The organism is Pseudomonas sp. GW821-FHT01C01 (genome assembly GCF_059422645.1).
In genome coordinates, this window is record NZ_JBWKXF010000020.1 from 46,928 (window position 1) to 73,592 (window position 26,665).

25 protein-coding genes and 3 tRNA genes are annotated in these 26,665 nt (G+C 59.0%); 11 read left to right on the forward strand and 17 right to left on the reverse strand.

All coding sequences use genetic code 11. The annotated features are described in order from the left end of the window. Positions 1 to 95 precede the first annotated feature (95 nt). Entirely contained in the window at positions 96 to 698 is a 603-nt protein-coding gene (locus tag AC07XF_RS14520; protein WP_495027036.1) for a hypothetical protein, read from the reverse strand. 146 nt (positions 699 to 844) lie between these two features. Between AC07XF_RS14520 and AC07XF_RS14525 the strand changes: the two genes are divergently transcribed. Together AC07XF_RS14525 and AC07XF_RS14530 are read left to right on the forward strand one after the other, a co-directional pair. Further along, on the forward strand, positions 845 to 1,636 hold the full coding sequence (locus tag AC07XF_RS14525; RefSeq protein ID WP_495027037.1) for a dienelactone hydrolase family protein: 792 nt from the start codon (positions 845 to 847) through the stop codon (positions 1,634 to 1,636). 215 nt (positions 1,637 to 1,851) lie between these two features. Next, complete coding sequence (locus AC07XF_RS14530; protein WP_495027038.1) at positions 1,852 to 2,577, forward strand: 4'-phosphopantetheinyl transferase family protein; 726 nt, start codon at positions 1,852 to 1,854, stop codon at positions 2,575 to 2,577. Between the two features lie 127 nt (positions 2,578 to 2,704). Here AC07XF_RS14530 and AC07XF_RS14535 read toward each other — a convergent pair whose 3' ends face one another. Next, positions 2,705 to 4,315, reverse strand: coding sequence for an ATP-binding protein (locus AC07XF_RS14535; RefSeq protein ID WP_495027039.1), 1,611 nt, complete (start codon positions 4,313 to 4,315; stop codon positions 2,705 to 2,707). Continuing rightward, positions 4,312 to 5,034 (reverse strand): response regulator, encoded by a 723-nt coding sequence (locus tag AC07XF_RS14540; RefSeq protein WP_007980115.1) that lies wholly within the window; start codon positions 5,032 to 5,034, stop codon positions 4,312 to 4,314. The genes AC07XF_RS14535 and AC07XF_RS14540 overlap by 4 nt, the downstream gene beginning before the upstream one ends. A gap of 740 nt (positions 5,035 to 5,774) precedes the next feature. Here AC07XF_RS14540 and AC07XF_RS14545 point away from each other — a divergent pair. Continuing rightward, on the forward strand, positions 5,775 to 8,666 hold the full coding sequence (locus AC07XF_RS14545) for a ribonucleoside-diphosphate reductase subunit alpha (RefSeq protein WP_495027040.1): 2,892 nt from the start codon (positions 5,775 to 5,777) through the stop codon (positions 8,664 to 8,666). 253 nt (positions 8,667 to 8,919) lie between these two features. Here AC07XF_RS14545 and flgE read toward each other — a convergent pair whose 3' ends face one another. The 6 genes from flgE to AC07XF_RS14575 form a co-directional block, all read right to left on the reverse strand. Further along, the gene (gene flgE / locus AC07XF_RS14550) at positions 8,920 to 10,239 is read right to left on the reverse strand and encodes a flagellar hook protein FlgE (RefSeq protein WP_204934008.1); all 1,320 of its coding nucleotides are present in this window, start codon (positions 10,237 to 10,239) and stop codon (positions 8,920 to 8,922) included. 31 nt (positions 10,240 to 10,270) lie between these two features. Next, on the reverse strand, positions 10,271 to 10,993 hold the full coding sequence (gene flgD / locus AC07XF_RS14555) for a flagellar hook assembly protein FlgD (protein ID WP_495027041.1): 723 nt from the start codon (positions 10,991 to 10,993) through the stop codon (positions 10,271 to 10,273). 15 nt (positions 10,994 to 11,008) lie between these two features. Beyond that, positions 11,009 to 11,452: a flagellar basal body rod protein FlgC gene (gene flgC / locus AC07XF_RS14560; RefSeq protein WP_007980123.1), complete on the reverse strand. Its 444-nt coding sequence runs from the start codon at positions 11,450 to 11,452 to the stop codon at positions 11,009 to 11,011. Positions 11,453 to 11,455: 3 nt separating this feature from the next. After that, positions 11,456 to 11,863, reverse strand: coding sequence for a flagellar basal body rod protein FlgB (gene flgB, locus AC07XF_RS14565; protein WP_008051530.1), 408 nt, complete (start codon positions 11,861 to 11,863; stop codon positions 11,456 to 11,458). Between the two features lie 367 nt (positions 11,864 to 12,230). After that, positions 12,231 to 13,058: a protein-glutamate O-methyltransferase CheR gene (gene cheR, locus AC07XF_RS14570; protein ID WP_007980127.1), complete on the reverse strand. Its 828-nt coding sequence runs from the start codon at positions 13,056 to 13,058 to the stop codon at positions 12,231 to 12,233. 45 nt (positions 13,059 to 13,103) lie between these two features. Further along, complete coding sequence (locus tag AC07XF_RS14575; protein ID WP_015096472.1) at positions 13,104 to 14,036, reverse strand: chemotaxis protein CheV; 933 nt, start codon at positions 14,034 to 14,036, stop codon at positions 13,104 to 13,106. An 83-nt stretch (positions 14,037 to 14,119) separates the two neighbouring features. On the opposite strand from AC07XF_RS14575, the gene flgA reads away from it, so the two are divergent. From flgA to AC07XF_RS14595, 4 genes are all read left to right on the forward strand, one after another. Next, on the forward strand, positions 14,120 to 14,878 hold the full coding sequence (flgA, locus tag AC07XF_RS14580) for a flagellar basal body P-ring formation chaperone FlgA (RefSeq protein WP_495027042.1): 759 nt from the start codon (positions 14,120 to 14,122) through the stop codon (positions 14,876 to 14,878). A 167-nt stretch (positions 14,879 to 15,045) separates the two neighbouring features. Continuing rightward, the gene (gene flgM, locus AC07XF_RS14585) at positions 15,046 to 15,372 is read left to right on the forward strand and encodes a flagellar biosynthesis anti-sigma factor FlgM (protein ID WP_429367111.1); all 327 of its coding nucleotides are present in this window, start codon (positions 15,046 to 15,048) and stop codon (positions 15,370 to 15,372) included. A gap of 48 nt (positions 15,373 to 15,420) precedes the next feature. Next, positions 15,421 to 15,888 carry a flagella synthesis protein FlgN gene (locus tag AC07XF_RS14590; RefSeq protein WP_495027043.1) on the forward strand — a complete coding sequence of 156 codons (468 nt, stop codon included), beginning with the start codon at positions 15,421 to 15,423 and terminating at the stop codon, positions 15,886 to 15,888. Between the two features lie 93 nt (positions 15,889 to 15,981). Continuing rightward, positions 15,982 to 16,728: a flagellar regulator YcgR PilZN domain-containing protein gene (locus tag AC07XF_RS14595; RefSeq protein ID WP_204934004.1), complete on the forward strand. Its 747-nt coding sequence runs from the start codon at positions 15,982 to 15,984 to the stop codon at positions 16,726 to 16,728. A 63-nt stretch (positions 16,729 to 16,791) separates the two neighbouring features. Here the strand turns inward: AC07XF_RS14595 and AC07XF_RS14600 are convergent, their stop codons facing one another. The 5 genes from AC07XF_RS14600 to AC07XF_RS14620 form a co-directional block, all read right to left on the reverse strand. Next, on the reverse strand, positions 16,792 to 18,174 hold the full coding sequence (locus AC07XF_RS14600) for an MFS transporter (RefSeq protein ID WP_495027044.1): 1,383 nt from the start codon (positions 18,172 to 18,174) through the stop codon (positions 16,792 to 16,794). 70 nt (positions 18,175 to 18,244) lie between these two features. After that, entirely contained in the window at positions 18,245 to 19,489 is a 1,245-nt protein-coding gene (locus tag AC07XF_RS14605) for a glutamine synthetase family protein (RefSeq protein WP_495027058.1), read from the reverse strand. Between the two features lie 201 nt (positions 19,490 to 19,690). Next, on the reverse strand, positions 19,691 to 20,383 hold the full coding sequence (locus AC07XF_RS14610) for a sensor histidine kinase (RefSeq protein WP_495027045.1): 693 nt from the start codon (positions 20,381 to 20,383) through the stop codon (positions 19,691 to 19,693). After that, positions 20,380 to 21,984 carry a response regulator gene (locus AC07XF_RS14615; RefSeq protein ID WP_495027046.1) on the reverse strand — a complete coding sequence of 535 codons (1,605 nt, stop codon included), beginning with the start codon at positions 21,982 to 21,984 and terminating at the stop codon, positions 20,380 to 20,382. The genes AC07XF_RS14610 and AC07XF_RS14615 overlap by 4 nt, the downstream gene beginning before the upstream one ends. A 340-nt stretch (positions 21,985 to 22,324) precedes the next feature. Beyond that, a tRNA-Arg gene (locus tag AC07XF_RS14620) sits at positions 22,325 to 22,401 on the reverse strand. A gap of 291 nt (positions 22,402 to 22,692) precedes the next feature. On the opposite strand from AC07XF_RS14620, the gene AC07XF_RS14625 reads away from it, so the two are divergent. From AC07XF_RS14625 to AC07XF_RS14635, 3 genes are all read left to right on the forward strand, one after another. Further along, positions 22,693 to 22,926, forward strand: coding sequence for a hypothetical protein (locus tag AC07XF_RS14625; protein WP_495027059.1), 234 nt, complete (start codon positions 22,693 to 22,695; stop codon positions 22,924 to 22,926). A 23-nt stretch (positions 22,927 to 22,949) separates the two neighbouring features. Continuing rightward, the gene (locus AC07XF_RS14630; protein WP_007992795.1) at positions 22,950 to 23,129 is read left to right on the forward strand and encodes a PA3371 family protein; all 180 of its coding nucleotides are present in this window, start codon (positions 22,950 to 22,952) and stop codon (positions 23,127 to 23,129) included. Positions 23,130 to 23,541: 412 nt separating this feature from the next. After that, positions 23,542 to 23,868, forward strand: a complete 327-nt coding sequence (locus tag AC07XF_RS14635; protein ID WP_007992792.1) for an Arc family DNA-binding protein — start codon at positions 23,542 to 23,544, stop codon at positions 23,866 to 23,868. A gap of 268 nt (positions 23,869 to 24,136) precedes the next feature. Here the strand turns inward: AC07XF_RS14635 and mgtE are convergent, their stop codons facing one another. Beyond that, the gene (gene mgtE, locus AC07XF_RS14640) at positions 24,137 to 25,579 is read right to left on the reverse strand and encodes a magnesium transporter (RefSeq protein ID WP_495027047.1); all 1,443 of its coding nucleotides are present in this window, start codon (positions 25,577 to 25,579) and stop codon (positions 24,137 to 24,139) included. Between the two features lie 320 nt (positions 25,580 to 25,899). Here mgtE and AC07XF_RS14645 point away from each other — a divergent pair, with 320 nt between their 5' ends. Next, entirely contained in the window at positions 25,900 to 26,418 is a 519-nt protein-coding gene (locus AC07XF_RS14645; protein WP_495027048.1) for a cell envelope protein SmpA, read from the forward strand. Positions 26,419 to 26,437: 19 nt separating this feature from the next. Here AC07XF_RS14645 and AC07XF_RS14650 read toward each other — a convergent pair. Both AC07XF_RS14650 and AC07XF_RS14655 read right to left on the reverse strand, forming a co-directional pair. Next, a tRNA-Arg gene (locus AC07XF_RS14650) sits at positions 26,438 to 26,514 on the reverse strand. A 72-nt stretch (positions 26,515 to 26,586) separates the two neighbouring features. After that, a tRNA-Arg gene (locus tag AC07XF_RS14655) sits at positions 26,587 to 26,663 on the reverse strand. Between the last annotated feature and the right edge of the window lie 2 nt (positions 26,664 to 26,665).

A 26,665-nucleotide genomic window follows, 5' to 3' on the forward strand; every position in this document is an offset into this window, starting at 1 on the left:
CGAAGACGACGGCACAGTCAACATTGATGTTGCCTGACACCCCGCTTTCGCGAGCAAGCTCGCTCCTACAGGCTTCGCGTTGGCGCATGCCCTTGTCAGAAAGCGTAGTTGGCCGACAGGTAAGTCTGGGCGCTGCTGGTCAGGTCCAGCGAACCCTGCTTGCTGCCACCGCGCTCACTCATCTCGGTGCTGGCATTGCTGCGCAGGTAACGGTAACCCAGTTCAACCGAGGTGTTTTGCGAAACCTGTTGCAGCACACCCACCTGGCCACCGATGGCGTAGCCGATATCGCTGTCGCGGCTGAAGCCTGGCGACTCCTGCGTCAGTTTGGTCAGGCCCGCCGTGGCGCCGCCGAACAATTTGGTGCTGCCGCCCACCGGGTAGAACAGATCGTAGCTGCCCAGGAGGTTTTCCTGACGCAGTTTAATGCCGTTGTGCGAGCCCGACACGTTGTCGTAAGTGGCGTAGTAACGGCCCTGGCTATTCTGCTGGCCCAGACGTACACCCCAGGTGGTGTCCTTGCCGATCACGCCGTCGGCGTTCGGATGATTGAGGTTGTCGTTCAGGGCGTGGGATTTTTTGACTTTGTCGCTGGTCTGTCCAAGAGTAAGACTGGCGAAGTTGTCGTCGGACGCGAAGGCTGTGGTGCTCGCGCCCAGAACGGCGAACGCCAGTAGCAGTTTTTTGAATCCAGTCATTGGGGAGTTTCCTCATGCGCTGTTTGCTTTTTGGGTACGGGGCAAGGTTACGCACCGCGCCCTGAACTCCCCCTGAACGCACTCTGAACCTGGGCTGAATCAACCCGGCCCAAACGTTTCGACACGTTTCAACAGGAGATCCGACCATGCGCCTGTTCCTCGCCGTCCTCCTACTGGCCCTGAGCGGGCTCAGTCAGGCCGCCATCAAAACCCGGGAAATCCCCTACCAAAGTGCCGACGGCACGAAAATGATCGGCTATTACGCCTATGACGATGCCATCAAAGGCCCGCGCCCCGGGGTCTTGGTGGTGCATGAGTTCTGGGGCCTGAACGACTACGCCAAGCGTCGCGCCCGGGATCTCGCCGGCCTGGGCTACAGCGCCCTGGCCGTCGACATGTACGGCGACGGCAAAAATACCGAGCACCCCAAAGACGCCATGGCCTTTATGCAAGCGGTAACGAAAGACGGTGCCGTGGGCAGCGCGAGGTTTAACGCCGGGCTCGATTTGCTGAAAAAACAGCCACAAACCAACCCGAACAAAATCGCCGCCATCGGCTACTGCTTCGGTGGTGGCGTGGTGCTCAACGCGGCGCGCCAGGGTGTGCCGCTGGCGGGCGTGGTGAGTTTCCATGGCGCGCTGGCGACCAATACGCCGGCAACGCCGGGCAGCGTCAAGGCGAAGATCCTTGTGGAGCACGGGGCACTGGACAGCATCGTCACCCCGGAGAGCATCACCGCTTTCAAAAGCGAAATGGACAAGGCCGGGGCCGACTATACATTCGTCAGTCTCGACGACGCCAAGCACGGTTTCACCAATCCGGATGCCGATCGGTTGAGCCATGGCGAACATGGCGGGCCCGACATTGGCTACAACAAGGCCGCCGATGAAAAATCCTGGGCGGACATGCAGGCTTTCTTCAAAAAGATCTTTGGCTGAGACATAACAACTGAAGTTGAGCAGCGCTCCCCGTGGCGAGGAAGCTTGCTCCCGCTCGGCTGCGAAGCAGTCGTAAATCCTGCAACCGCGCCCTGTCTGACACAATGCGGTTACAGGTTTTTGGGTGGCTTCGCCACCCAGCGGGAGCAAGCTCCCTCGCCACAAAAGCCATCTGCCACTACCCAGCCTCAAGCCAACCCGGCAAAATGCCTGGCATGAATTCAACCCCCGCCCTGCCCGTCTGCTGCACCCCTCTCGATGACCATTGGCCGCTGCCGTTCGTGCTGCCCGATACGGTCCTGCTGAGTACTCACTTCGATAGTGCCCGACTGGCCAGCGATGATTTCCAGCGCAGCGCCGTCGAGGCGCCGGCGAGCATCCAGCGCTCGGTGGCCAAACGGCAGGCGGAGTTTCTCGCCGGGCGGGTGTGTGCCAGGGCCGCGTTACAGCGGCTCGAAGGTTTGAATTTGGTTCCGGCCATCGGTGAAGACCGGGCACCGGTGTGGCCCGCTCATATCGCCGGCTCGATCACCCACAGCACCGGCCGGGCCGCCGCGATCGTGGCGAACAAAAGCCACTGGCGCGGCCTGGGCATGGACCTGGAAAACCTGCTCAACGCCGAACGGGCCGAACGCCTGGCCGGGGAAATCCTCAATCCGCCGGAACTACAGCGCCTGGCGGCCGGTGATCAGGATCAACGGGCATTGCTGGTCACCCTGACGTTCTCGGTCAAGGAAAGCCTGTTCAAGGCGCTCTATCCGATCGTCCAGCAACGCTTTTATTTCGAACACGCCGAAGTGCTGGAGTGGAGTGAGTCGGGGGAGGTGCGGTTGCGACTGCTCACTGATTTGTCCAGCGAATGGCGCAGTGGTACCGAGCTGGATGCGCAGTTCGGGGTCAAGGATGGGCAGTTGTTGAGTCTGGTCAGTATCAAGGCCTGAAGATTTTCAGCACATGACCGGGCCTCTTCGCGAGCAAGCCCGCTCCCACATTGGGCTTTGTGAACACCACAGATCCAGTGTGGGAGCGGGCTTGCTCGCGAAAGCGGTTGAACATTCACCGAAAATCTCAACGCTTTTCCTGATTGCGCGGCCAACTCAAACTGAAACACGCCCCGCCCAGGCTCTTGCTCTTGCCGATCAACGCACGCCCGTCATGCCAATGGATAATGCGCCGCACGATCGACAACCCCAGTCCATGCCCGCCCGACGCGCGGGTGCGGCTGTCGTCGAGGCGCAGGAACGGCGTGAAGATCTTCTCCCACGCCGACTCCGGAACACCCGGCCCGTCATCCTCGATATCCACCCGGCAACGCTGCTGCCCCACCTGATAGCTGATGGTCACCCGTGATTGCGCATGGCGCATGGCGTTGCTCACCAGATTCTGGATCGCCCGGTGCAAATAACGCGGTTCGGCCTCGACCCAGGCATCGTCGTTATCGGCGGCCGACAGGCACAAACCCCGCTGTACCGTGACGTCGGCGCGCAACGGCGCCAGTTCTTCAATCACTTGATTGACCAAGGCATCCAGATCGATCCGCTGAAAGTTCAGCGCCGGCGAGCCCTGCTCCAGCCGTGCGTAGGTCAGCATCTCGTCCACCAGCCGATCGAGATCCTCGATGTCGTTGTCCATGCCCTGGCAGTATTTTTCCAGGGCTTGCGGCGTGGTGGCCGAGCCGATCATCTCCAGGCCGAAGCGCAGGCGCGCCACCGGCGTGCGCAATTCGTGGGACACCGCGCGCACCAGTTCGCGCTGGATCGCCAGCAACTGTTGCAAGTGCTCGGCCATGCCGTTGAATGCCGAGGCCAAGCGTCCCACCGAGTCCGCGCCGCGCGCTGGCACGCGGGTTTCCAGGCTGCCCTTGGCAATGCGCGTGGCGGCGGCTTCGAGGCCACGCAAGCGTCGCTCCAGCTGGCGCACCAGCAGATAGACGATCAAACCGATCAGCGTCAGGCCCAGCGCGGCAATCAACACCAGCCACTCCGGCGGATAAGGATTCATCTGGTACAACGGGCCGATTTCCAGGACCCACGGCGTGCCGACCATGCCGGCAAACACCCGGATCGAATCGCCCTCCTTGCCCAGCGCCATCACGGTGTCCCCCTCGGACACCCGGCGGCTCTGGTCGTCGTCCATGTCCGCCTCGTCAACCGTAACCAGCCGCAGGTCGAAGCCGAAGCCCTTGTCTTGCTTCAATTGAGCCAGGCGCAAGGGCTGGTCGGCTACCGGGGTGCGCACCAGTTCATCGGTCAACAGGTAGATGGTCGCCCGGGCCAGTTGTTCGCTGATCTGCTGCACCTCCCCGGTGAGCATCAACTGTTCCTTGTCGCTGACCAGCTTGTAGACCTTCGCCGCGTGCGGCCCGGTCTGTTCCACCAATGCCTGGCCGCGCAACACACGAGTGCGCTGGGTAAGATCAAGGTCAGTCTCGGCGAAGGTTTTCAGCGCCAGCGGAATGCCCAGCAGCCGCTCCCATACCAATAAGGCCCGGTGGCGCTCGGTCGGGTTCATCGGTTGCAGGTTATCGGCCATCAGCGAAAACGTGCCGTGGGCCAGGCGCTCGCGGTATTGCTCGCTGCGCACTTGATTGAGCAGGTGCAACGCCAGCACACCGAGCACCGCCACCAGAATCAGCGCAGCGCACATGCCGCCATAGATACGCAGGAAGATCGAGTTCACAGGGTCTGGTCTACGCAAGCCTCGGGAACGAACAGATAGCCTTTGCTGCGCACGGTCTTGATCAGCCGTGGATGCTCCGGGTCATCACCGATCTTCGGGCGGATGCGCGAGATGCGCACATCGATGGAGCGGTCCTGACCGTCATAGCCGATGCCCCGCAGCGCGGTGAAGATCTCTTCCCGGGACAGGATGCGCCCGGCATTGGCCACCAACAGCCAGAGCAAATCGAATTCGGCGCTGGTCAGCTCGATGCCGTTGCCCTGCAACCAGGCTTCGCGCAAGGCGTTGTCGACGATCAGCGGGCCGAACTGCAGACGCCGCTGTTTTTCCGGGGCGACCTCGGGCGTTTCGCTACGACGCAGCAGGGCCTGGATGCGCGCCAGCAGCAGGCGCGGGCGCACCGGCTTGCACACGTAGTCATCGGCACCCAGGTCCAGGCCGAGAATCTGGTCAGTGTCATCGGTGCGGGCGGTGAGCATCAGGATCGGGCCGTCATAGCGAGCGCGGACCTTGCGGCAAATGCTCAGGCCATCTTCACCGGGGAGCATCAGGTCGAGAATCACCAGGTCCGGTTGTTCCTTGATGATGCGGTTCGCAGCGAGCGCACCGTCCCCTTCGATCGATACACGCAGGCCATTGGCTTCCAGGTAATCGCGGGTCAGCTCAGCCAGTCGCTGGTCGTCCTCCACAATCAATACCTGCCAGGCTTCTTGCTCCACGGGTGACCTCTGCTTGCCAAAAACACTAATAAGGAAGGATCCACCCGTCTTTTTGTAATGATTCCGGGGGACAAATAGGTATACACGCTGCGCCGATTGTATAAACGCCACCCGTCGAGAACACAAGCGGGTAAATGCGTTCGGACAACACGTTTTTTTGTGATAGGGTTCGCGCCCTTAAAAATCCGCCCGAGCGTTTTCGATCGTAGAAAATCGCTGAAAAAAGGTCCGGTCCAGCTGCGTCGCGGCCTACACGCCGGTTCCCTCTTTCACACACAATTTACGCACAGGTTTATCCACAGGCAGTACGTTGCAATCGCCCCCCAAAACGCATTATCTTGTAGCCCGGCGCTAAAAAAACCCTAGATATAGGGTTTTGCGCAAAAAACCAAACACAAACCAGACACCAATTTCAAGCGCTTTTATTGCCTCTGTCCGGTTGAACCAAACGTATTTTCGAAAGACCAAACCGCGCGTGCGGATGGCTACTGTATTTCGGCCCCGAGTGGTGAAAACGGTACGGGTGTTGCAGTCCCAACTGTCACCTATTAAGGACCCCGGTTTCAGGCCCAAGGCGTGAGACCAAAGACTTCGGCATGGAAGCGGCGCCCGATAAAGCCCCCTTCCTCCTGTCCCGAAGTTGTTATGCCCGGCGCTCGCCGGTTGTAGTGCTTCAGGACGGAACGGTGGGCACCGTGATGGTGCCCAAACAAACATAGAGAATGTGGAGACACTCCCCCATGCAAACCGACACAACTCGCGAGAACCCGCAGGGCACCTTGCCGCAGGCCGCTGATTCGAATTCGGATCTGTCCGCCACCGCGCCTGGCCAACTGCGCGTGATCAAGCGTAACGGCACTGTCGTTCCCTACACCGATGACAAAATCACCGTCGCCATCACCAAAGCGTTTCTCGCAGTTGAAGGCGGCACCGCTGCTGCCTCGTCGCGAATCCACGACACCGTTGCCCGCCTGACCGAACAGGTCACCGCGACCTTCAAGCGTCGCATGCCATCGGGCGGCACCATCCACATCGAAGAAATCCAGGACCAGGTCGAACTGGCCCTGATGCGTGCCGGCGAGCAGAAAGTTGCTCGCGACTACGTGATCTACCGTGATGCCCGTTCCAAGGAACGCGCTGTTCGCACCACCGAAGAGCCGGTACAAGCGCACCCGTCGATCCGCATCACCCGTGCCGACGGCAGCCTGGCGCCGCTGGACATGGGCCGCCTGAACACCATCGTCACCGAAGCATGCGAAGGCCTGGAAGAAGTCGACGGCGACCTGATCCAGCGCGAAACCCTGAAGAACCTGTACGACGGCGTGGCCCTGACCGACGTCAACACCGCCCTGGTGATGACTGCCCGTACCCTGGTTGAACGCGAGCCGAACTACTCGTTCGTGACCGCGCGCCTGCTGATGGACACCCTGCGTGCCGAAGGCCTGGGCTTCCTCGGTGTTGCCGAGAGCGCCACTCACCACGAGATGGTCGACCTGTACGCCAAGGCGCTGCCGGCCTACATCGCCAAGGGTATCGAATACGAGCTGCTGAACCCTGAGCTGGCCTCCTTCGACCTGGAAAAACTGGGCAAGGCGATCAACCACGAGCGCGACCAGCAATTCACCTACCTGGGCCTGCAAACCCTGTACGACCGTTACTTCATCCACAAGGATGGCGTGCGTTTCGAACTGCCGCAGATCTTCTTCATGCGCGTGGCCATGGGCCTGGCGATCGAAGAGAAAGACCGCGAAGCCCGTGCCATCGAGTTCTACAACCTGTTGTCGTCCTTCGACTACATGGCTTCGACCCCGACCCTGTTCAACGCCGGTACCCTGCGTCCACAGCTGTCGAGCTGCTACCTGACCACCGTGCCGGATGACCTGTCGGGCATCTACCACGCGATCCACGACAACGCCATGCTGTCGAAATTCGCCGGTGGCCTGGGCAACGACTGGACCCCGGTTCGTGCGTTGGGTTCGTACATCAAGGGCACCAACGGCAAATCCCAGGGCGTGGTTCCGTTCCTCAAAGTCGTGAACGACACCGCCGTTGCCGTTAACCAGGGTGGCAAGCGCAAAGGCGCTGTGTGTGCCTACCTGGAAACCTGGCACATGGACATCGAAGAGTTCATCGAGCTGCGCAAGAACACCGGTGATGATCGTCGTCGTACCCACGACATGAACACCGCCAACTGGATCCCTGACCTGTTCATGAAGCGTGTCTTCGATGACGGCAAGTGGACCCTGTTCTCGCCATCCGAAGTGCCGGACCTGCACGACCTGACCGGCAAGGCCTTCGAAGAGCGCTACGAGTACTACGAAGCCCTGACCGAGTACCCGGGCAAGGTCAAGCTGTTCAAGACCATCCAGGCCAAAGACCTGTGGCGCAAAATGCTGTCCATGCTGTTCGAAACCGGCCACCCATGGCTGACCTTCAAGGACCCGTGCAACCTGCGCAGCCCGCAGCAGCACGTCGGCGTGGTCCACAGCTCGAACCTGTGCACCGAGATCACCTTGAACACCAACAAGGACGAGATCGCCGTTTGTAACCTGGGCTCGATCAACCTGCCGAACCACATCGTCGACGGCAAGCTGGACACCGCCAAGCTGCAACGCACCGTGAACACCGCCGTGCGCATGCTCGACAACGTGATCGACATCAACTACTACTCGGTGCCGCAAGCGAAGAACTCCAACTTCAAGCACCGTCCGGTCGGCCTGGGCATCATGGGCTTCCAGGACGCGCTGTACCTGCAGCACATCCCTTACGGCTCCGACGCTGCCGTCGAGTTCGCCGACAAGTCGATGGAAGCGGTCAGCTACTACGCGATCCAGGCTTCCTGCGACCTGGCCGACGAGCGCGGCTCGTACGAGACATTCCAGGGTTCGCTGTGGTCCAAAGGCATCCTGCCGCTGGATTCGCAACAGATCCTGATCGAGGCCCGTGGCCAGAAGTACATCGATGTCGACCTGAACGAAACCCTGGACTGGGCACCGGTTCGCGCCCGTGTACAGAAAGGCATTCGTAACTCCAACATCATGGCCATCGCACCGACCGCGACCATCGCCAACATCACCGGCGTATCGCAGTCGATCGAACCGACCTACCAGAACCTGTATGTGAAATCGAACCTGTCGGGCGAATTCACCGTGATCAACCCGTACCTGGTTCGCGACCTCAAGGCTCGCGGCCTGTGGGATTCGGTCATGATCAACGACCTGAAGTACTACGACGGTTCGGTGCAGCAGATCGAGCGCATCCCGCAAGAACTCAAAGAGCTCTACGCGACTGCCTTCGAAGTGGACACCAAGTGGATCGTCGACGCGGCCAGCCGTCGTCAGAAGTGGATCGACCAGGCTCAGTCGCTGAACCTGTACATCGCTGGCGCTTCGGGCAAGAAACTGGACGTGACCTACCGCATGGCCTGGTACCGTGGCCTGAAAACCACTTACTACCTCCGTGCCCTGGCCGCGACCAGCACCGAGAAGTCGACCATCAACACCGGCAAGCTGAACGCTGTTTCCAGCGGCGGCAACCACGGTGACGACTCGGTCCTGGCAGCGCCTGCCGGTCCTGCTCCAGTGCCGAAGGCTTGCGCCATCGACGAGCCGGATTGCGAAGCTTGCCAATAAGCTGAGCCGGTGAGCACTGAAAGGTGCTTACTAAAAACCCCCGATCAGCCTCTGGCGGGTCGGGGGTTTTCTTTTGCCTTACGAAAAATGGTGACGGGTCTGACGCTTTCGCGGGCAAGCCCGCTCCTACAGGTTCAATGTGATCCCTGTAGGAGCGGGCTTGCCCGCGAAGAGGCCATCACCTCCAACACAAAACCTCAGGCCACAAAAAAGCCCCTCTTGCGAGGGGCTTTTTATGCAGCACTTTCCAGCATCAGGTCATCTGAATGATGGTCTGCATGATGGTGCTTTGGGTGGAGATGGTCTTGGCGTTCGCCTGGTAGTTGCTCTGCGCCTTGATCAGGTCGACCAGTTCGTTGGTCAGGTTGACGTTGGACTCTTCCAGGGAGTTGGAAACGATCGAACCCAGGGTGCCAGTCTCCGGCGCATCGTAGCCCGGGATGCCCGACGCGTAGGTTTCTTTCCAGCTGGTGCCGCCTACCGGCTGCAGGCCTTGCTCGTTGGTGAAGCTGGCCAGGGAAATCTGGCCGATGGGCTTGGTCTGGTTGTTGCTGAAGTTGGCCAGCAGCACACCGCTGCCGTCGATGGTCAGGTTGGTGATCTGGCCAGTGGCGTAGCCGTTCTGTGCCGGAATCGAACGCGCGGTGTCGGCGTTGAACTGGGTGGTGTTGGCCATGGCGATGGTCAAACCTGCCGGATCGGCTGCGGCGCCGTTGGCGGTCCAGACGCCACCGGTCACGGAGCCCGGAGTCCAGTTGGTGATCTTCAGGTCACTGCTGATCACTGGAGCGCCAGGTGGGGCCGGGGTGCTGACCGAAACCAGTTTACCAGTCGAGTCGAACGACATGGTCGAAGCAACCGGAGCGGTAACGGTAGGATCGCTACCATCCGGGTTGCGACCATCGATCAGGGTGTAGGTGTCCCACGTGTTCGCGCCAGTCTTGACCATGTATTGATCCATGGTGTGCTGGTTACCCTGAGTATCGAAGATCGGAGTACTGAACGACTTGGTAAAGGTCTCGGTCTTGCTCGGGTCGAACTTGTTCGCCGCAACCGTCTGGTCGATCACCGCCGAGGTGGAGTTCAGGTTGATCGTCGACGACACGGTGCTGGTCGATTTCGGCGCCAGGTTGGAGGTGTCGATGCGCAGGTCGGTCAGCACGCCGTTGACGATCTTGCCATTGGAATCCACACCGTAACCTTGCAGGCGGGCAGTACCGTCGCTGTTGGTGACGTAGCCTTCCTTGTCGGTCTTGAACGTACCGGCACGGGTGTAGGTCAGCGAACCGTTGTTGCTCAGGACGAAGAAGCCGTTGCCCTGGATACCCATGTCGAGCACGTTGCCGGTGTTGCTCACGTCACCCTGGCCGAACTGCTGGGAAACGTTGGCCAGGCGCACGCCGTTGCCGACGGTCTTGCTACCGGTACCCAGGCGGGTCGCCGAGTACACGTCTTCGAATTCTGCACGGGACGATTTGAAACCGGTGGTTGCAACGTTGGCGATGTTGTTGCCGGTCACGTCAAGTTGCTTGTTGGCTGCATAGAGACCGCTAAGGCCGATATTGAAAGACATCATCCACTCCTTTGTGCCGTGTTAGTCGGCTCTACATACCAATGGTTTGTACTTTGGACAGGGCCACGCTGCCCAGCCCGGCCAGGTTGAGCATCAACTCACCGCCGGTCTGGCTGATGGTCACGCTGTTGACGGTCGCGGGCAGGTTGGTGATCAACGCGACGGACTGGCCATCGATGGTGCTCGTGGCGCCAAAGGTGTAGGTGCCCGCAGGTACCGTCTCACCCGCATCGTTCTTGCCGTCCCAGATGAAGCTGGCGTTGCCGGCCTTCTGCGAACCCAGGTCGATGGTGCGCACGGTCTTGCCGGCTGCGTCGGTGATCTTCAGGGTGGCGGACGCCACCGAAGACGGCACGACCACCGTGCCGCTGAGGCTCTTGGTGGTGTCGACCACGGCCTTGTCGCCCGGAGCGATGACCGAACGGCCCACCAGCGACGACGCCTGCAATGCCTGGGACGAGTTGTAGTTGCTGGCCAGGCCGCTCACGGTGTCGTTGAGTGTGGTAATGCCTTCCAGGCTGCTGAACTGTGCCAACTGGGCCACGAATGCGCCGTTGTCCTGAGGCTCCAGCGGGTTCTGGTTTTTCAGCTGGGTCACCAGCAACTGCAGGAACGCATCCTTGCCCAGGGCCTTGTTGCCGGTGGCACTGCCGGTTGCCGACGCGAGGCCATCCGTCGTGGTGTTGGTCTTGATCGAGGAATTGGCCAGGATGTCGTTGAGGCTCAAACCGCTGGTGGAATCGGTAACACTCATCTGAGTCGCCCCTTATCACTGACCGAGGGTCAGGACTTTCTGCATCATGGTTTTGGCGGTGTTCATCATTTCGGCGTTGGTCTGGAACGAACGGCTCGCGGAAATCATGTCGGCCATTTCCTCCACCACGTTGACGTTCGGGTAGTAGACATAGCCCTTGGCATCGGCCGCCGGATGGTTCGGCTCGTAGCGCGCCTCGAGGTTGCTCTGGTCTTCGACCACACCCAGCACCTGCACGCCCTGACCGGCGGCGTCCTGGCTCTGGAACAGCGAGTCGCTGCCGCCGCTCTGGCCGCCCTGGAACATGGTGGCGAACACCGGATGACGCGCGCGGTAGGTCTGGTCGATGCTCGATGAGACGGTCTCGGCGTTGGCGATGTTCGAAGCGACGGTGTTCAAACGCGTGGTCTGCGCACTCATGCCGCTACCGGCAATGTTGAAAACACTGGATAGAGACATGGCTTACTCTCCGCGCAGGGCTGACACCAGCCCTTTGAATTTGCTGTTGAGCAGGGTGAAGCTGGCCTGGAAGCCGATCGCGTTTTCCGCGTAGTTCGACTGTTCCAGTTGAGCGTCCACGGTGTTCTGGTCGATCGACGGTTGCATCGGCGTGCGATACAGCAACGACTCGTCGCCATTGCCCAGGCCTTCGGCTTCGATGTGACGGCTGTTGGTCATGTTCAAGGCGAAGGTGCCGCTTTTGGTTTTCTCGTTCTGCTCGGCGAGCACTTTCGAGAAATCCAGGTCCCGAGCCTTGTAGTTCGGGGTATCGGCGTTGGCGATGTTGTTGGCCAGGACTTCGGCACGCTGGGCGCGGAAGCCCAGGGCTTGTTCGTGGATACCGAGCGCTTTATCGAAGCTGATGCTCATGTCGGGAAACCTTCGGGTGACCTGATTTTTCGTAGGATCAACTTAGCAAGCCCCATGCCAATTCAAAAAAGCCCGGAAACCGGGGCTTTGCCGGCCTTGGCAACGCGGCAATGCCAGAAAAGCGGCAACGGTTTTCCGCCGGCTGCCGCTTTTCTGCCGCCTGGCCCCACTTTTGATTACACCACCTCCCCCTGTAGGAGCTGGCTTGCCAGCGATGGCGTCGAGTCAGCCGACGTTTAATTTGCTGACACACCGCTTTCGCTGGCAAGCCAGCTCCTACAGGGGATTGAGATAACCATGAGAAATCATCAGGCATAAAAAAACGGGAGCCCCTGAGGACTCCCGTTTTTTGCTGACGCCCGCGAAATCACTTCGCCTGGTAAATGATCCCCGGGCTGCACTGAACCATCTGGTAATGATCCGGCAAACCGTTCAGTGCTTCGGAAGCACCGAGGAACAGGTAACCACCCGGCTTCAACGTGCTGTGGATGCGCAACAGGATGTCTTTCTTCACCTCGGCGGAGAAGTAGATCAACACGTTGCGGCAGAACACGATGTCGAACTTGCCGAGGCTCGCGTAGCTGTCCAGCAGGTTGAACGAACGGAATTCCACCCGGCTCTTGATCGGCGCCTTGATCGCCCAGCGTCCCGGCCCTTTCGGGTCGAAATAACGCTGCAGGCGCTCGGGCGACAGGCCGCGACCGATGGCCAGGCTGTCGTACTCGCCGGTCTTGCAGTTGTTCAGCATGGTGCCGGACAGGTCAGTGGCAACGATCTGTACACCCATCCTCAACTGGCCCATGTTGACCCGTTCGAACTCATCGATGGACATCGACAGCGAATACGGTTCCTGGCCCGACGAGCACGCCGCCGACCAGATACGCAGGCGCTGGCCGGGACTGGCCTTGATCGCTTCGGGCAGGACCTTGTTCTTCAAGACTTCAAACGGGTAAGTGTCACGAAACCACAGGGTTTCGTTGGTGGTCATGGCATCCACCACCTGCTCGCGCAAACCGCTGCGCGGCTGGGTCTGCATGCGCTGAACCAACTCTCCCAAAGACTTGATGCCTTGCTGTTCCATCAGTTTGTTGAGACGGCTGGAGACCAGGTACTGCTTGTTTTCACCGAGCAAAATGCCACAGGCTTTTTCCAGGAATACCCGGAACTGTTCGAAATCCAAATTACCCGTAGACAATGATGCCGCCTCTTAAATCGTGGTGACTGCCAGGGGCGCAGGCCCCTAGCTGATATCTGCTGCTTTGATCCGGTCGACTACCCGGGATGCCAGGTCATCAGGACGGAATTTGGCCAGGAAGTCATCGGCACCGACCTTCTTGACCATCGCCTGATTGAATACCCCCGACAACGAAGTATGCAGGATGATATGAAGCTTTTGCATGCGCGGGTCGTTGCGGATTTCCGCCGTCAGGGTGTACCCGTCCATCTCCGGCATCTCGATGTCGGAGATCATCATCAGGAACTCTTCTTCCGGTTTCTTGCCCTCGTCGACCAGTTTGCGCAGGTAGTCCAGCGCTTGCCGACCATCGTTCAACGCCACCACTTCGACACCGACCGTTTGCAGGCAACGCGTGACCTGCTTGCGCGCCACCGACGAGTCGTCGACCGTCAGCACACGCAACGAAAGCGCCTTGTGCTGGGTTTCGACATCCACCACACCCACGGAAATCGCTTCCGGCGTCGGCGCCACTTCCGCCAGCACTTTCTCGACGTCGATGATTTCGACCAACTGATTGTCGACCCGCGTCACCGCCGTCAGGTAGTGATCGCGTCCGGTGCCCTTGGGTGGCGGATGGATCTCCTCCCAGTTCATGTTGACGATGCGTTCCACCGAGCGAACCAGGAAACCCTGGGTCTTGGTGTTGTACTCCGTGATGATCACGAAGGGATTGTTCTTGTCCTTCAAAGCACCGGAGCCGGTCGCCATTGCCAGATCAAGGATCGGAATGGTCGCTCCCCGGATGTTCGCCACGCCGCACACGACAGGACTGGACTTGGGCATCAACGTCAGTTGGGGGCATTGCAGCACCTCCCGAACCTTGAATACGTTGATCCCGTACAGCTGCTGGCCGTCGAGACGGAACAACAACAGCTCAAGGCGATTCTGCCCCACCAGTTGCGTGCGCTGGTTCACCGAATCCATTACACCAGCCATGCCCAGACTCCTACACCAACGCCAAGTGTTGTTGCGACGCGCCTTCATCACTAAACGGCACGGCGCTTGCTTTTTTAATCGTTATGAACACAGAACCGACATTTTTCCGACGCCTGACCACACCCTACCGCAAATTGCTCGGCGTGCTGGCGGCCGTTTGCCTGTTCAACGCTGGCAGCCCTGCCCTTGCTGACGCGGTTACCTTGCCTGACATGCTTATCGGCGTCACTCAGGGCTTTCTTGAATTCACCGTAGAAGACTATCTGGCGACCAGTCAAACGGAAGGTCGCTACGAAATCCAGGTCAACCCACTCGATCCGCGCATGCACATGCCCATGTGCGACAAGGAATTGACAGCAACGCTTGAGAGTCCAAAGCCGTTGGGCCGGGTCACGGTCAAGGTCCGCTGCGAGGGCGCATCCCCCTGGACAGTCTTCGTACCCGCTCAAGTCCGCCTGTTTCGCGATGTCGTGACCAGCGCCCGGCCACTGCGCCGCGCAGCCATTGTCGAACCTGGGGATGTGGTCCTGCGCGAGCGCGATATCAGCCTGATCGGCCAGGGCTACCTGACCGCCCTCGATCAGGCGATCGGCCAGCGACTGACCCGACCAATGGTCACCGACCAGGTGATTACCCTGGTGCATATCGAACAGGCCGAGGTCATCCGCAAGGGTGATCAGGTGGTGATCACCGCCCGCAGCGGTACGCTCAGCGTGCGCATGCCGGGCGAAGCCCTGTCAAACGGCAGCCTGAGAGAACAGATCCGGGTGAAAAACCTCAATTCCCAGCGAGTCATCAAGGCGCAGGTCACGGCGCCGGGGCAGGTGGAAGTGTCCATGTAAGGTTCTCTGTTCATCAGAATGTGGCGCTTGCGCCGGCTGTTCCCTAGACTGTGCTCCATGCAGGGCAAGCGCTGGCGCGCGCACGGCTCATCGACAAATGAGCCTAAAGTTTTCCAGGGAATGGCCGAAACCATGGCAAGCGTCCAAATTCCCAGAGGTTTTTTATCATGGTCATCGATTTCAGCCGTTTGAACAGCTCCTCGTCCCTTACGGGCAGTACACGTACCAGCGCCAGCAAGGAAAGCGCCGAAGCCGGCAAATCCGCGCCGCTGGAGTCCGCGGCCGAACAGGCCGGTACCGTCAAAAGCGGGGAATCGGTACATCTCAGCAATGAGGCTCAACAGTTGCAGAAGGTCACTGACAAGCTGCGCGATCAGCCTGCCGTCGACAAAGCCCGCGTGGCCGAGTTGAAAGCAGCGATTGCCGATGGCAGCTATAAAGTCGACAGCAACCGTGTAGCCAGCAAACTGCTCAACTTCGAAGCCCAGCGCTAGGCCACCGCCGGCGCCAGGCTTTTGGACGCTTAAAACCCAAGGCCAGCCATGCACGACACTAACTTACTGCAACTGATCACCGACGACTTTGCTCCGGCGCAACACCTGCTGGAGTTACTGCAGACCGAATCCCTGGCACTGCATGGTCGTGACATGCCATTGCTCGAGGACATCCTGGCGCAGAAACAGGCATTGGTCGTTTTGCTCGAACAGCATGGCCGCAAGCGCAGTGAAATTCTCGCCAGTCTTAACCTGCCGACCAATCGCGACGGCCTGGAGCAACTGGCCGGCCAGTCGAGCATTGGCGACCAGTTACTGGCGCAAAGTGACGTGTTGACCGATCTCATCGCCCAGTGCCAGGCCATCAACGCCAACAACGGCCAGTCGATCCTCACTCAGCAAGCCGCTACAGCCACCCAGCTGAAAATCCTTACCGGCGGTGAAACCCCGGCGCTTTACGATGCCAGCGGAACCTTCTCCAAGCTTGCTAAGCCACGCCCGCTCAGTCAGGCTTAGGCCGGTCGAAGAGCCCGCTCTATCCAAGACGCGAAAGATGCTGGCAAAATGCTGGCTAGCCGTAGTCAAATTTTGTCTGGAGATTGATTAACCGTGTCCAATGCCTTATCCGTGGATGATGCTCCGCAGCCACCCAAGGTGCTCTCCACGCCCTTGGAAATCTCCGGCAACCTGCGCCAGCTGCTCGAAAGCCATGACCCGCTGATCATCACGTTCCACGAGCGCAGCCAGCGCTTCCAGAGCTATCTGGTGGACCTGGACCGTGAAAGCAACATGATGGCCCTGGACGAAATGATCCCCCGCGATGGCGAGCGCTACCTGCTGGCGGGCGAACCGTTCAAGGTCGAAGGCTTCCACGAAGGCGTGCGCATCGCTTGGGAAAGCAACGGCCAATTGACCATCGACGAATCCGGCAGCAGCCGCTGCTATCGCGGCAGCCTGCCCGATGAAGTGGTGTACCACCAGCGCCGTAATGCGTTCCGCGCCGCGCTGAAGCTGGCACAACTGGTCAACGTCAACCTGGACGGCGAAAAGCTCAAGACTTCGATCAGCGGCAAGCTGCTCGATATTTCCGCTACCGGCTGCAAACTGCGCTTCGACGGCGACATCACTGGCAGCCTGCAACTGGGTCAGGTTTACGACCGTTTCAGCGCCGAACTGCCCTTTGGCAAGATGACCGCTCCGGTCGAGTTGCGTTATCTGCACTTCGAAGAAAAGATCTCCACCACCTTCGCCGGCGTTCGCTTCCACAACATGAGCGGACTGGTGCAGCGTCAGGTCGAACGCTTCGTCTACCAGTTGCAACGCGAAGCGCGTCGCTTCGACAAAGACGACATCTGATAGAGCGTCAACAAAAAACGGGCAGTCCCTTGCGGTGACTGCCCGTTTTTTTGTGCCCTGGATTTAAGGCCTGGCCTCGCTGAAGTTGGGATCTCGTCCTGTATCAGGATCTTCCGGCGGCTGATCGGATTCAGTTTCGGTGACTGTTTCAGGCTCTGATTCAGGCTCTGGCCCGGCACTGACCGGACCGGTCATCTGATCCTGCACCACCTGCTCATCAACACGCGGGTCAAGGCAGGCTACCAGCGGCGAACTCGTCATGTTGTCCGGCATGGCCACGTGATGCAGCGGCGCATCTTCCACCTGGTGCAGGTTGGTCACCGCTTTCGGACGAATCCTCCACACCAGTACCAACGCGAAGAAACTGAAAAACGCATAGAGCATCTGGCTGCCGAACAGCTTCATCAGCACCCCGGCCACCAGCGGCCCAATACTCGCACCCACACCATAGGTCACCAGCAACATCGCCGTCAGGGACACCCGGCGATCACCTTCGACGTGGTCATTGGAGAATGCCACCGCCAACGGATACAGGCAGAACTGCACCAGCGAACAGAGGAAACCGGCGATGAACAACACCTCCAGCGGCACCTGCGGCATGATCGCCAGCGGCAGTGCGGCCAGTGCCAGGCTGAACGCGAAACTGCGGATCAACACCGCCCGGTCGTAGCGGTCGGACAACCAGCCCAACGGCCACTGCACCAGCAGCCCGGCAAAAATGCAGCTACCCATGAACAGACCGACCTGTTCCGTGGACAACCCTTGCTGCGAGGCATACAGCGGCGCCAGACCGTAGAACGACCCCACGATCAGCCCTGCCCCAAGCACCGTACTCAATGACTGCGGCACGCGCTTGATAAAGAACCGCGGCTCCATCGGTGCCGGATGCAGCGGTGCCGGGTGGATCCGCCGGGTCAGGGCCACGGGCACCAGACACAGGGCGAAACACAGGGCGACCAACATCAGCAGTTCCAGCCCCAGCGCCGGATGCATGACCAGAATCAGTTGCCCCATCACCAACCCCAGGTAGGAGGCGATCATGTAACCGCTGAATACCAACCCGCGCTGCCTGGCTTCGGCCTGTTCGTTCAGCCAGCTCTCGATCACCATGTACTGGCACATCATGCCGAGGCCGACGATCACCCGCAGGAACAGCCAGGCCGGCAGCCAATCGACCAGGCCATGGCCCAGCACCGCCGCGCCAACGATCCCGGCACAGGCCGAATAGGCCCGGATATGCCCGACCCGGGCAATCAACCGGTGACCGATCTTGCCCCCCAGCACCAGGCCGAAGTAGTTGGCGGCCATCAACGCACCGACCCACAGACTGTCGACATGGTCGGCAGCCAGGCGCAGCCCCAGGTAAGTACTCAACAGGCCCGAGCCGATCAACATCATCAGCGAGGCGAAATACAGCGCTCGAAAGGATTTCCAGATTTGGCGCATCGGCGTTCCGAGCGGCTCCTTGCAGTGAGAATCGGCTACCGCTAAACGATAGCCGGATGTCGACGGATCGTCAGGCCTGGGCCGCTAAAACGCGACGCTCCCAGGGCGTAATTTCATCATGGAAACTGCTCAGCTCCAGGGTCTTCGAAGCGATGTAACCTTCGATGAATTCCTTGCCGAACAGTTCCTTGGCCAACTGGCTACGTTTCAGACGCTCAAGTGCCGCATGCAAGGTACACGGCAACGAAAGATTATCCGGTACTTCGAATTCACCCTGGATCGGTGCGCTTGGCTCCAACGCGTTCTCGATGCCGTGCAACCCCGACGCCAGGCTTGCGGCAATCGCCAGATACGGATTGGCATCGGCGCCCGGCAAGCGGTTTTCGACCCGACGGGACACCGGCAAACTGGCTGGAATGCGCAGGCCGGCCGCCCGGTTGTCATGGGACCAGCAGGCATTATTCGGTGAGGCGTAAGGGTGACACAAGCGCTGATAGGAATTCACGTTCGGCGCAAACAACGCAGTGAAGTCGGCCATGCAGGCTTGCTGGCCGGCAATGAAATGACGGAAGGTTGCCGTCTCCTGCCCTGCTTCATCACTGAACACGTTACGTCCCGAATCGATTTCGACGACGCTCTGGTGAATATGCATCGAACTGCCCGGCGTATGCGCCAACGGCTTGGCCATGCACACCACGCTCAGGCCGTGCTTGAGCGCAACCTCCTTGAGCAAGTGCTTGAACAGGAATGTCTGGTCGGCCAGCAACAGTGGATCACCATGCAGCAGATTGATCTCGAACTGACTGACGCCCATTTCGTGCATGAAGGTATCGCGAGGCAATCCCAGGGCCGCCATGCACGCGTAGACTTCATTGAAGAACGGCCGCAGGCCGTTATTGGAACTGACACTGAACGCCGACTGACCGTCTTCGCGGCGACCGTCCAGCCCCAGCGGCGGCTGGAATGACTGAGTAGGATCGGTGCTAGGCGCAAAAACGAAGAACTCAAGCTCGGTCGCCACCACGGGTGCCAGGCCGCGGGCCGCGTAACGGGCAATCACGGTCTTGAGCTGACCACGAGTCGACAGGTTGGAGCTGGTGGTAGTCCCCAGTTCATTCGCGTCGCAAATGGCGAAGGCCCGCGGTGGATTGCTCCAGGGCAAGCGGTGGATTTGTGCAGGGTCCGGGATCAGCGCCAGGTCACCATCATCGCTGCCGTAAAACCGCGCCGGCGGGTATCCGCCCATGATGCATTGCAGCAGCACACCCCGCGCCATCTGCAAACGTCGACCGTCGAGAAAGCCCTCGGAGGTCATCACTTTGCCCCGTGGAACGCCATTCAAATCCGGCGTGACACATTCAACTTCATCAATGCCCGTCAATCGCTGCGCGAGTGAACTCAGGCCAACGCTCGTCATGACGCAATCCTTGTTATTGTGCGGGCCGCGAACGGCGACCGTACAAAATAGGCTCCACGTGTTCGGAATTTCAAGCAGCGTCGATAAATATGCTGGCTGTCAGGGCAGGTAAAGACGGAACACTCCACCGCCCAACGGTCCGCCATTACTGATTTCGGTACGCCCACCGACACCGTTGCGTTGATGCAATGCGGCAATGCGTCCGGCAAAGTACAGGCCCAGCCCCGTACTGCCGCTGCTTTGATTGATGCCCTGCACGTAATCGGCCTGACGCTCGATCATCTGCGCCGGGTACCCCTCGCCATCGTCATTGACGGTCAAGACCAGTTGCCCGGCCTCGTCGCTGACACCGATCAGTACCGCATGGCGCGCAAAGCGAATGGCGTTGTTGATGCAGTTGGCCAAAACCGACGCGATCAACTCACGATCGAAGAAACCCAAAGGGCTCAGCGGGTCCACTTCATAAGTGGCCATGATGCCGCGGCTGGCGAACACTTCCTGATGGCAAGCCAGTTGCGCTTCGATGAAGTCGTCCAGTTCATGGTAGGCCGGCTGCAATGGCAACTGGTTGACGCCGAGCTTGTACAGCCCCAGCAACTGCACCAGCATGCCATTGAGATGGGCGAACTCGAAGTCGATCACGCCCTGCTCCGGCGTCTGCTGCGCCGACTCCGGCAATCGCCCCAGCCACTGGCTGTGGGCTTGCATCAGCATGGCCAGCGAGTTCTTCATGTCGTGCACGGTAGAGGCGATCACCGTGGAGAAATCCAGTGCCTGTTCGTTGTCGTTCATTGGCCAAACGCCTTGCTCTTCAGCTTCTGGTAACGCGGATAACGCGCGTCGGTGTCGGGCATCAGGCCGACCATTTTCAGGCAGGTCCGGCACTCTTCCAGCTCCGCCGAAGGAACGCCGGTATCGGTGCCGTGCAACAACGACTGCGCCATGTTCAGGGCGATACTGATGTTCTTCGGTTGCATCGCCAGGGCTTTGCGGAATACCTGCCGGGCCTCCACCAGGTTGCCGGTCTTGTACACGCGCACGCCCTGACGGTTGAGCTCCGCGGCGGCGTTGCCGGAGTTGAGGATGGTCGGGTCGTCGGTCTGCTTGGCGATGTCCTTCATGACCGCTGGATCGTCGCCGTAGATTTCCACGCAGTTTTTCAGCATCGCGGTGCCGGCCTCGGTCTGCCCGAGCATTTTCAGTTGCTTGGCTACCAGCAAGGCCGCTTCGGCGCTCATGAATTGCTCCATGCCGTCCAGACGCAACAACGCTTGCTCGGTGAGCTTGTCTGCCGTCTCGGCATCGTTGAGTAACAGGCTGGTGGCCTTCATCAGGCGCGCCCGAATTTGCAGGCCCGGATCGGAGGGGTTTTCCTTGGCGACGGCGCTCAATGTGGTGTTGATTTCCAGTCGGGTCCGCGTATCCAGGCCCCTTTCGCTGCCCTTGCTGATCAACGCATGGGCCAGGCCGAGGTTGCTCTCGGCATCCTTGAACCGTGACTGCGCGCCCTGGCTCACAGCCTGGCGGTAGGCCTTGGCCGCCGTGTCGAAGTCCTCGTTGGTCATCGCCAGCTTTCCGAGCAACGCTTGCCGGCGCACCGCCAGCGGCGACAGGCGAATCGCTTCCTCCAGCACGCGCTGTGCACCTTTGGTGTCCCCTTCGGCGACCAGTACATCCGCCATGCCGTCATACAGCGACGGCATCATCGGGAAGACTTTCAGGGCTTTTTCGTAAATGCCTTTGGCCTGACCGACCTGACCGCGCTTGAACAGCAACTTGCCCAGCCCGGCAAACGCCCATGGCAACGGACGGTCGGCAATGATGCCGTCGTAGAGACGCTCCAGCGCTTCGTTCTGATTCAGGTCACGCAGGGCATCGGCGCGATAACGCAAGCACAACGGCGAGTAACGGATATCTTGTTTGCACAGGGCGATGCAGGCGTTGAGCACTTCCATCGGCTTGCCGCGGTCAAGGGCCCGCAGGATCGGCTTGAGCAGGGTCTTGCGCTGCTCCAGGCGTTCCAGGCGCTGGGCCAGGCTGGAACGGTTGAACGGTTTGGTCAGATAGGCATCAGGCTCATGCTCCAGCGCACTGAGCACCATGGCCTGGCTGGTTTCGGCAGTGACCATGACAAACACCGCTTCATGGCTGATCAGTTTTTCTTCCATCAGGTCTTCGAGCACCTGCTGGCCGTTTTTCTTGCCGTCACCCAGGTGAAAGTCCTGCAGGATGAAGTCGTACTGTTTCTGCGAACACATTTTCAGCGCCTGTTCGCCGGTATCGGCAGTGTCCACTTCCTTGACGCCCAGTTCACGCAGCATCGACCTGACCGAACTGCGGAAGTCCGAGAAATCATCGACGATCAGAAAACGCTTTTGGTGATACGACAGCATCGAAGATTTCCAGGCAATTTAAGAAGAAGAACCCAAAGGCAAATACACGGACGGACTCAGCTTCGCATCCCCTGTTTTGGCGCGCAGATGATAGCTGGTAGCCCTTAGCCATCAAACACCTTCTCATCGCCAATCAGCACATGCATCGACCGCGAGAGACGAAGAAGCCCGTAGCTGTCCGGGTTATCGGCCAGCCATGGCATTCCCTTGAGAACCAGCCCCAACGCTCATGCTGAATATGTGCAGGCGTTACTGAAAACGAGACATCGCGGACAAAAAAGCCCCGCTGGAATCAATCTTCCGGCGGGGCTTTTCTGGTCAGCAAAGTGCTGATAAATGATGGTGTCCCAGGGCAGGTTCGAACTGCCAACCTTCCCCTTAGGAGGGGGATGCTCTATCCAATTGAGCTACTGAGACACAAGTCGGCTGCGACGAAACGCGGCGCGATGGACGGCGTGCATGTTAACGGCCGGGCTAGCTTTTGTCATGTCGTCCGTAGGGCTTTTTAAGTGTAGGCAGACGCCTTTGCCAGACGCGGACTTGTTTACCGTGCAAATTGCATCGCTGCAAAAAGCCACCATTGCAAAATGCAAGATCGGGCTTTCGCAAAAATATGTTAATTCATTGTTTTTAATGAATTTAATTGCCGATAGACTCTGGCACGCGTACTGCTTCGTCTGTTCTCACAGAACAACGGAGGCCCGCCTCATGAACAGCGCCCTTTTACTCTCGAATGCAATCGCCCTCACGGTTTTGCTGGGTTTTCATTTTACCCCCGAGAGCGGTGCTGCGCAGGTTGCCCAGCGAATGCCACATTACCTTCAACTGCAGAGAGCGCCGCAGCTGGCAGTGATGAGCGACCAGCACGGCTTTGTCAGCCCGGTGGTCAGCCAGGAAAACATCCTGTTGCAGGCTCCATCTGCCGAACGTTTGGTATTTTGAATGACCCTCACCAGGAGCACAGCATGTCCAGATCAGCCGCGAGTTTCTTCGTTCTCGCCTTGTTGAGCGGCATTTTTCATCTGTCTTTGACTCAGGACATGGTCGTCACCCTTCCCCTGATCGCCTGCGGTGTATTCAGCGCCCTCTTCGTGCTCGCACTGATTGCCGGACGCAAGATCAAGTTTGATCCGGTCCTGCGCTAATCCGGGTATTGCAGATCCGGTGCAAGGTCCTGCCATCCATCCTGAATTCACCTCCTCCATATGACTTCCCTAGTAAATCGGCCATTTGCCACTATTCTGTAAAGGCAAAGAACAGGGATCGAGTCCACTTTTTCCTACCCGTCAGAAATTTTTCGTCGGGTGGAGAAAGCGCTAAGCGGTACAGCCCGGTCGAACTTTTCAAACTAATCCGCATTTCTGATAATTGGTGCTGGCAGAACGCCTTTATACAGTTCAATATTTGTCACAGAATTGACGCCAAGGATCTGGCTTGTTTGAGGCATGATTCGCGCCTCTATCAATTCAGGTTGAACATTTGGTCAGAGCGCTTGTCCTACCAGACATCCTGCGGCCAATCCCGAAAACCGCTCCCCTGAACTAACCGGTTAAATATATGCGCCCATTGAAACAGGCAATTTATTCCAGCCGTACGGCTGACAAGTTCGTCGTACGTCTGCCAGACGGAATGCGTGAACGCATTGCCGAGGTGGCTCGCAATCATCATCGCAGCATGAACTCCGAAATCATTGCGCGCCTTGAGCAGAGTCTTATTCAGGAAGGCGCACTGGGAGAAGAGCTGAGCATGCGCCTGGACAGCCCGGAGCTTTCCTTGCATGAACGGGAGTTGCTGCAACGCTTCCGCCAACTCTCCCACCGACAGCAGAACGCTCTGGTTTCGCTGATCGCCCATGACGCTGAAATGGCCTCCGACGCGTCCTGATTCAGCCAGAAAGCTCAAGCCAGCCTGATCGCTGGCTTTTTTTTTGGTTCTTTCACTGGTTTAAGCATGGGAACGGCCCCTTGTAGGAGCCAGCTTGCTGGCGATGGTCGTTAACGATGACGCGGGTGAACTGGATAAACGCGGCGCACTTGAGTCCATCGCCAGCAGGCTGGCTCCTACAGTTTCCCTGGATTGCGTGAAGAACTTTTTCGCCTGAAATCCGGGCACAAAAAACCCGCCAGATGGCGGGTTTTTAATGAGCAGGACGTCAGAGGAGGAAGATGGTCGCCAGCCCGAGGAAGATGAAAAAGCCTCCGCTGTCGGTCATGGCCGTAATCATCACACTGGCACCCATCGCAGGATCGCGCCCCATCTTCGCCAGCGTCATCGGAATCAAGACTCCCATCAGCGCCGCCAGTAACAGGTTGAGCGTCATCGCGGCGGTCATCACCACGCCGAGAGACCAGCTGCCGTACAGCAAATAGGCAACAACCCCGATCACCCCACCCCATATCACGCCGTTGATCAACGCTACTGCCAACTCTTTGCGCATCAGGCGCGAGGTATTGCCGGTGCTCACCTGGTCCAAAGCCATGGCCCGGACAATCATGGTGATGGTCTGGTTGCCCGAGTTACCACCGATCCCCGCCACGATCGGCATCAAGGCCGCAAGCGCTACGAGCTTCTCGATCGAGCCTTCAAACAAACCGATTACCCGAGAAGCCACGAACGCGGTAATCAGGTTGATCGCCAGCCAGGCCCAGCGGTTACGCAGGGATTTCCAGACCGACGCAAAAATGTCTTCTTCTTCACGCAGACCCGCCATGTTGAGAACTTCGCTTTCGCTCTCTTCACGGATCAGGTCGACCATTTCATCGATGGTCAGACGGCCGATCAGCTTGCCGTTCTTGTCGACCACGGGCGCGGAGATCAAGTCGTAACGCTCGAACGCCTGGGCAGCATCGTAGGCGTCTTCGTCCGGGTGGAAACTCACCGGATCGCTGGCCATCACCTCGGAAACCTGTTTGTCCGGATCGTTGACCAGCAAACGCTTGATCGGCAACACGCCCTTGAGGACGCCGTCGTAATCGACCACGAACAGCTTGTCGGTGTGGCCCGGCAACTCCTTGAGACGGCGCAGATAACGCAGGACCACTTCAAGGCTGACATCCTCGCGGATGGTCACCATCTCGAAGTCCATCAGCGCACCGACCTGTTCCTCATCGTAGGACAGTGCCGAACGCACGCGCTCGCGTTGTTGCTGGTCGAGGGTCTCCATGAGCTCATGGACGACGTCTCGCGGCAGCTCGGAGGCCAGGTCAGCGAGTTCGTCGGCATCCATGTCCTTGGCCGCCGCCAGGAGCTCGTGATCGTCCATGTCGGCGATCAGCGATTCACGTACCGAATCGGATACTTCGAGAAGGATGTCGCCGTCGCGATCAGCCTTGACCAGTTGCCAGAGCGTCAGACGATCGTCCAGCGGCAAGGCTTCAAGAATGTAGGCGACGTCGGCGGAGTGCAGGTCATCGAGCTTGCGTTGCAACTCGACGAGGTTCTGCCGGTGGACCAGGTTCTCGACCCGGTCATGATGCGGGCCTTCCTGGCGGTGAGTCAGGTCTTCTACAACTCGCTGGCGCTGCAGCAACTCAATCACCTGAGCCAGGCGATCCTGCAAGCTTTCCTGCGTTTTCTTTACTTCAACATCGGACATAGGCGAACTCCACTCCCAGCAGCGGGGCACGCCGGAAGGATCAATCAGTCAATTCATGATTGGTAAAACGGGGTACTGAGTAACTACTGGGTAAGTCCATGGAGATATTCCACAAGCCCCGGCGGGGCTGACGGGCGCAATGATACACCGCCTGACGGTTTTAAACGTTAAAAAATCTTGGCTGAAACAAGCGCTTGCACAACAAACTTGAGCATCGTCCTGATCCATGAAAATGCGACGACGTATTCTGAAAAGAAAACACACCCCCTTCGAAAATTGTAGCCACTACCCTTGAAAAGGAACGTCATGGAGGACGCCTGATGCCGTCGATTGCACGATTCATTTTACTGCTCACCCTACTCAACCCCCTGCCGTCGGCGCTTGCCACCACCGTTAACCGCTGCGAGGCGGCCAATGGGCGCATTACCTACACGACGCTGAGCTGCGCCGCAGGAGAAACCGTTTCACGTCAGGATGTCCGCACCTTTAAACCTGGCAGCACAGTGGCGCTTATGCCGGAAGCCGAACCCCGTGAAACATCAGGTATGAAAATCAAAAGGAGAGAGCCGACCGTGGTCGGCCAGACGCAGGACAAATGTGGAAACCTGATCAGTGCCAGGGAGCGCCGAGACGCGATCATCAATCAGCGAGTGGTCGCTGGCATGAGTCAGCAAGACGTCGAAAGCGCCCTCGGCAAGCCAGACAAGATCAGTATTCGCAATTCGGCGACAAGCTACCGTTACGACACCCAGCGAGGTCGCAGCGCACAGGTGGAATTCGATGAGAAGGGATGCACGAAAGGAAAAGCCAAATCCCGGACGGCAAAAAGCCCGCATTAAATGCGGGCTTTCTGTTGTATGGTGCACTCGACAGGATTCGAACCTGTGACCGCTCGGTTCGTAGCCGAGTACTCTATCCAGCTGAGCTACGAGTGCAATTTGTGTTTTTAGACCAGATCACAACTGGTTGAAGCCAAGTCATTCACATTACTGCAGATGACTCTTAAATGGTGCACTCGACAGGATTCGAACCTGTGACCGCTCGGTTCGTAGCCGAGTACTCTATCCAGCTGAGCTACGAGTGCAT

Excerpts from the sequence above, each read along its gene's own strand:
- AC07XF_RS14520 (WP_495027036.1), bottom strand. The coding sequence starts at position 698 with ATGACTGGATTCAAAAAACTGCTACTGGCGTTCGCCGTTCTGGGCGCG.
- AC07XF_RS14525 (WP_495027037.1), top strand. The coding sequence starts at position 845 with ATGCGCCTGTTCCTCGCCGTCCTCCTACTGGCCCTGAGCGGGCTCAGT.
- AC07XF_RS14530 (WP_495027038.1), top strand. The coding sequence starts at position 1,852 with ATGAATTCAACCCCCGCCCTGCCCGTCTGCTGCACCCCTCTCGATGAC.
- AC07XF_RS14545 (WP_495027040.1), top strand. The coding sequence starts at position 5,775 with ATGCAAACCGACACAACTCGCGAGAACCCGCAGGGCACCTTGCCGCAG.
- flgE (WP_204934008.1), bottom strand. The coding sequence starts at position 10,239 with ATGTCTTTCAATATCGGCCTTAGCGGTCTCTATGCAGCCAACAAGCAA.
- flgD (WP_495027041.1), bottom strand. The coding sequence starts at position 10,993 with ATGAGTGTTACCGATTCCACCAGCGGTTTGAGCCTCAACGACATCCTG.
- flgC (WP_007980123.1), bottom strand. The coding sequence starts at position 11,452 with ATGTCTCTATCCAGTGTTTTCAACATTGCCGGTAGCGGCATGAGTGCG.
- flgB (WP_008051530.1), bottom strand. The coding sequence starts at position 11,863 with ATGAGCATCAGCTTCGATAAAGCGCTCGGTATCCACGAACAAGCCCTG.
- AC07XF_RS14575 (WP_015096472.1), bottom strand. The coding sequence starts at position 14,036 with ATGGCTGGTGTAATGGATTCGGTGAACCAGCGCACGCAACTGGTGGGG.
- flgA (WP_495027042.1), top strand. The coding sequence starts at position 14,120 with ATGAACACAGAACCGACATTTTTCCGACGCCTGACCACACCCTACCGC.
- flgM (WP_429367111.1), top strand. The coding sequence starts at position 15,046 with ATGGTCATCGATTTCAGCCGTTTGAACAGCTCCTCGTCCCTTACGGGC.
- AC07XF_RS14590 (WP_495027043.1), top strand. The coding sequence starts at position 15,421 with ATGCACGACACTAACTTACTGCAACTGATCACCGACGACTTTGCTCCG.
- AC07XF_RS14600 (WP_495027044.1), bottom strand. The coding sequence starts at position 18,174 with ATGCGCCAAATCTGGAAATCCTTTCGAGCGCTGTATTTCGCCTCGCTG.
- AC07XF_RS14605 (WP_495027058.1), bottom strand. The coding sequence starts at position 19,489 with ATGACCTCCGAGGGCTTTCTCGACGGTCGACGTTTGCAGATGGCGCGG.
- AC07XF_RS14610 (WP_495027045.1), bottom strand. The coding sequence starts at position 20,383 with ATGAACGACAACGAACAGGCACTGGATTTCTCCACGGTGATCGCCTCT.
- AC07XF_RS14615 (WP_495027046.1), bottom strand. The coding sequence starts at position 21,984 with ATGCTGTCGTATCACCAAAAGCGTTTTCTGATCGTCGATGATTTCTCG.
- AC07XF_RS14625 (WP_495027059.1), top strand. The coding sequence starts at position 22,693 with ATGAACAGCGCCCTTTTACTCTCGAATGCAATCGCCCTCACGGTTTTG.
- AC07XF_RS14630 (WP_007992795.1), top strand. The coding sequence starts at position 22,950 with ATGTCCAGATCAGCCGCGAGTTTCTTCGTTCTCGCCTTGTTGAGCGGC.
- AC07XF_RS14635 (WP_007992792.1), top strand. The coding sequence starts at position 23,542 with ATGCGCCCATTGAAACAGGCAATTTATTCCAGCCGTACGGCTGACAAG.
- mgtE (WP_495027047.1), bottom strand. The coding sequence starts at position 25,579 with ATGTCCGATGTTGAAGTAAAGAAAACGCAGGAAAGCTTGCAGGATCGC.
- AC07XF_RS14645 (WP_495027048.1), top strand. The coding sequence starts at position 25,900 with ATGCCGTCGATTGCACGATTCATTTTACTGCTCACCCTACTCAACCCC.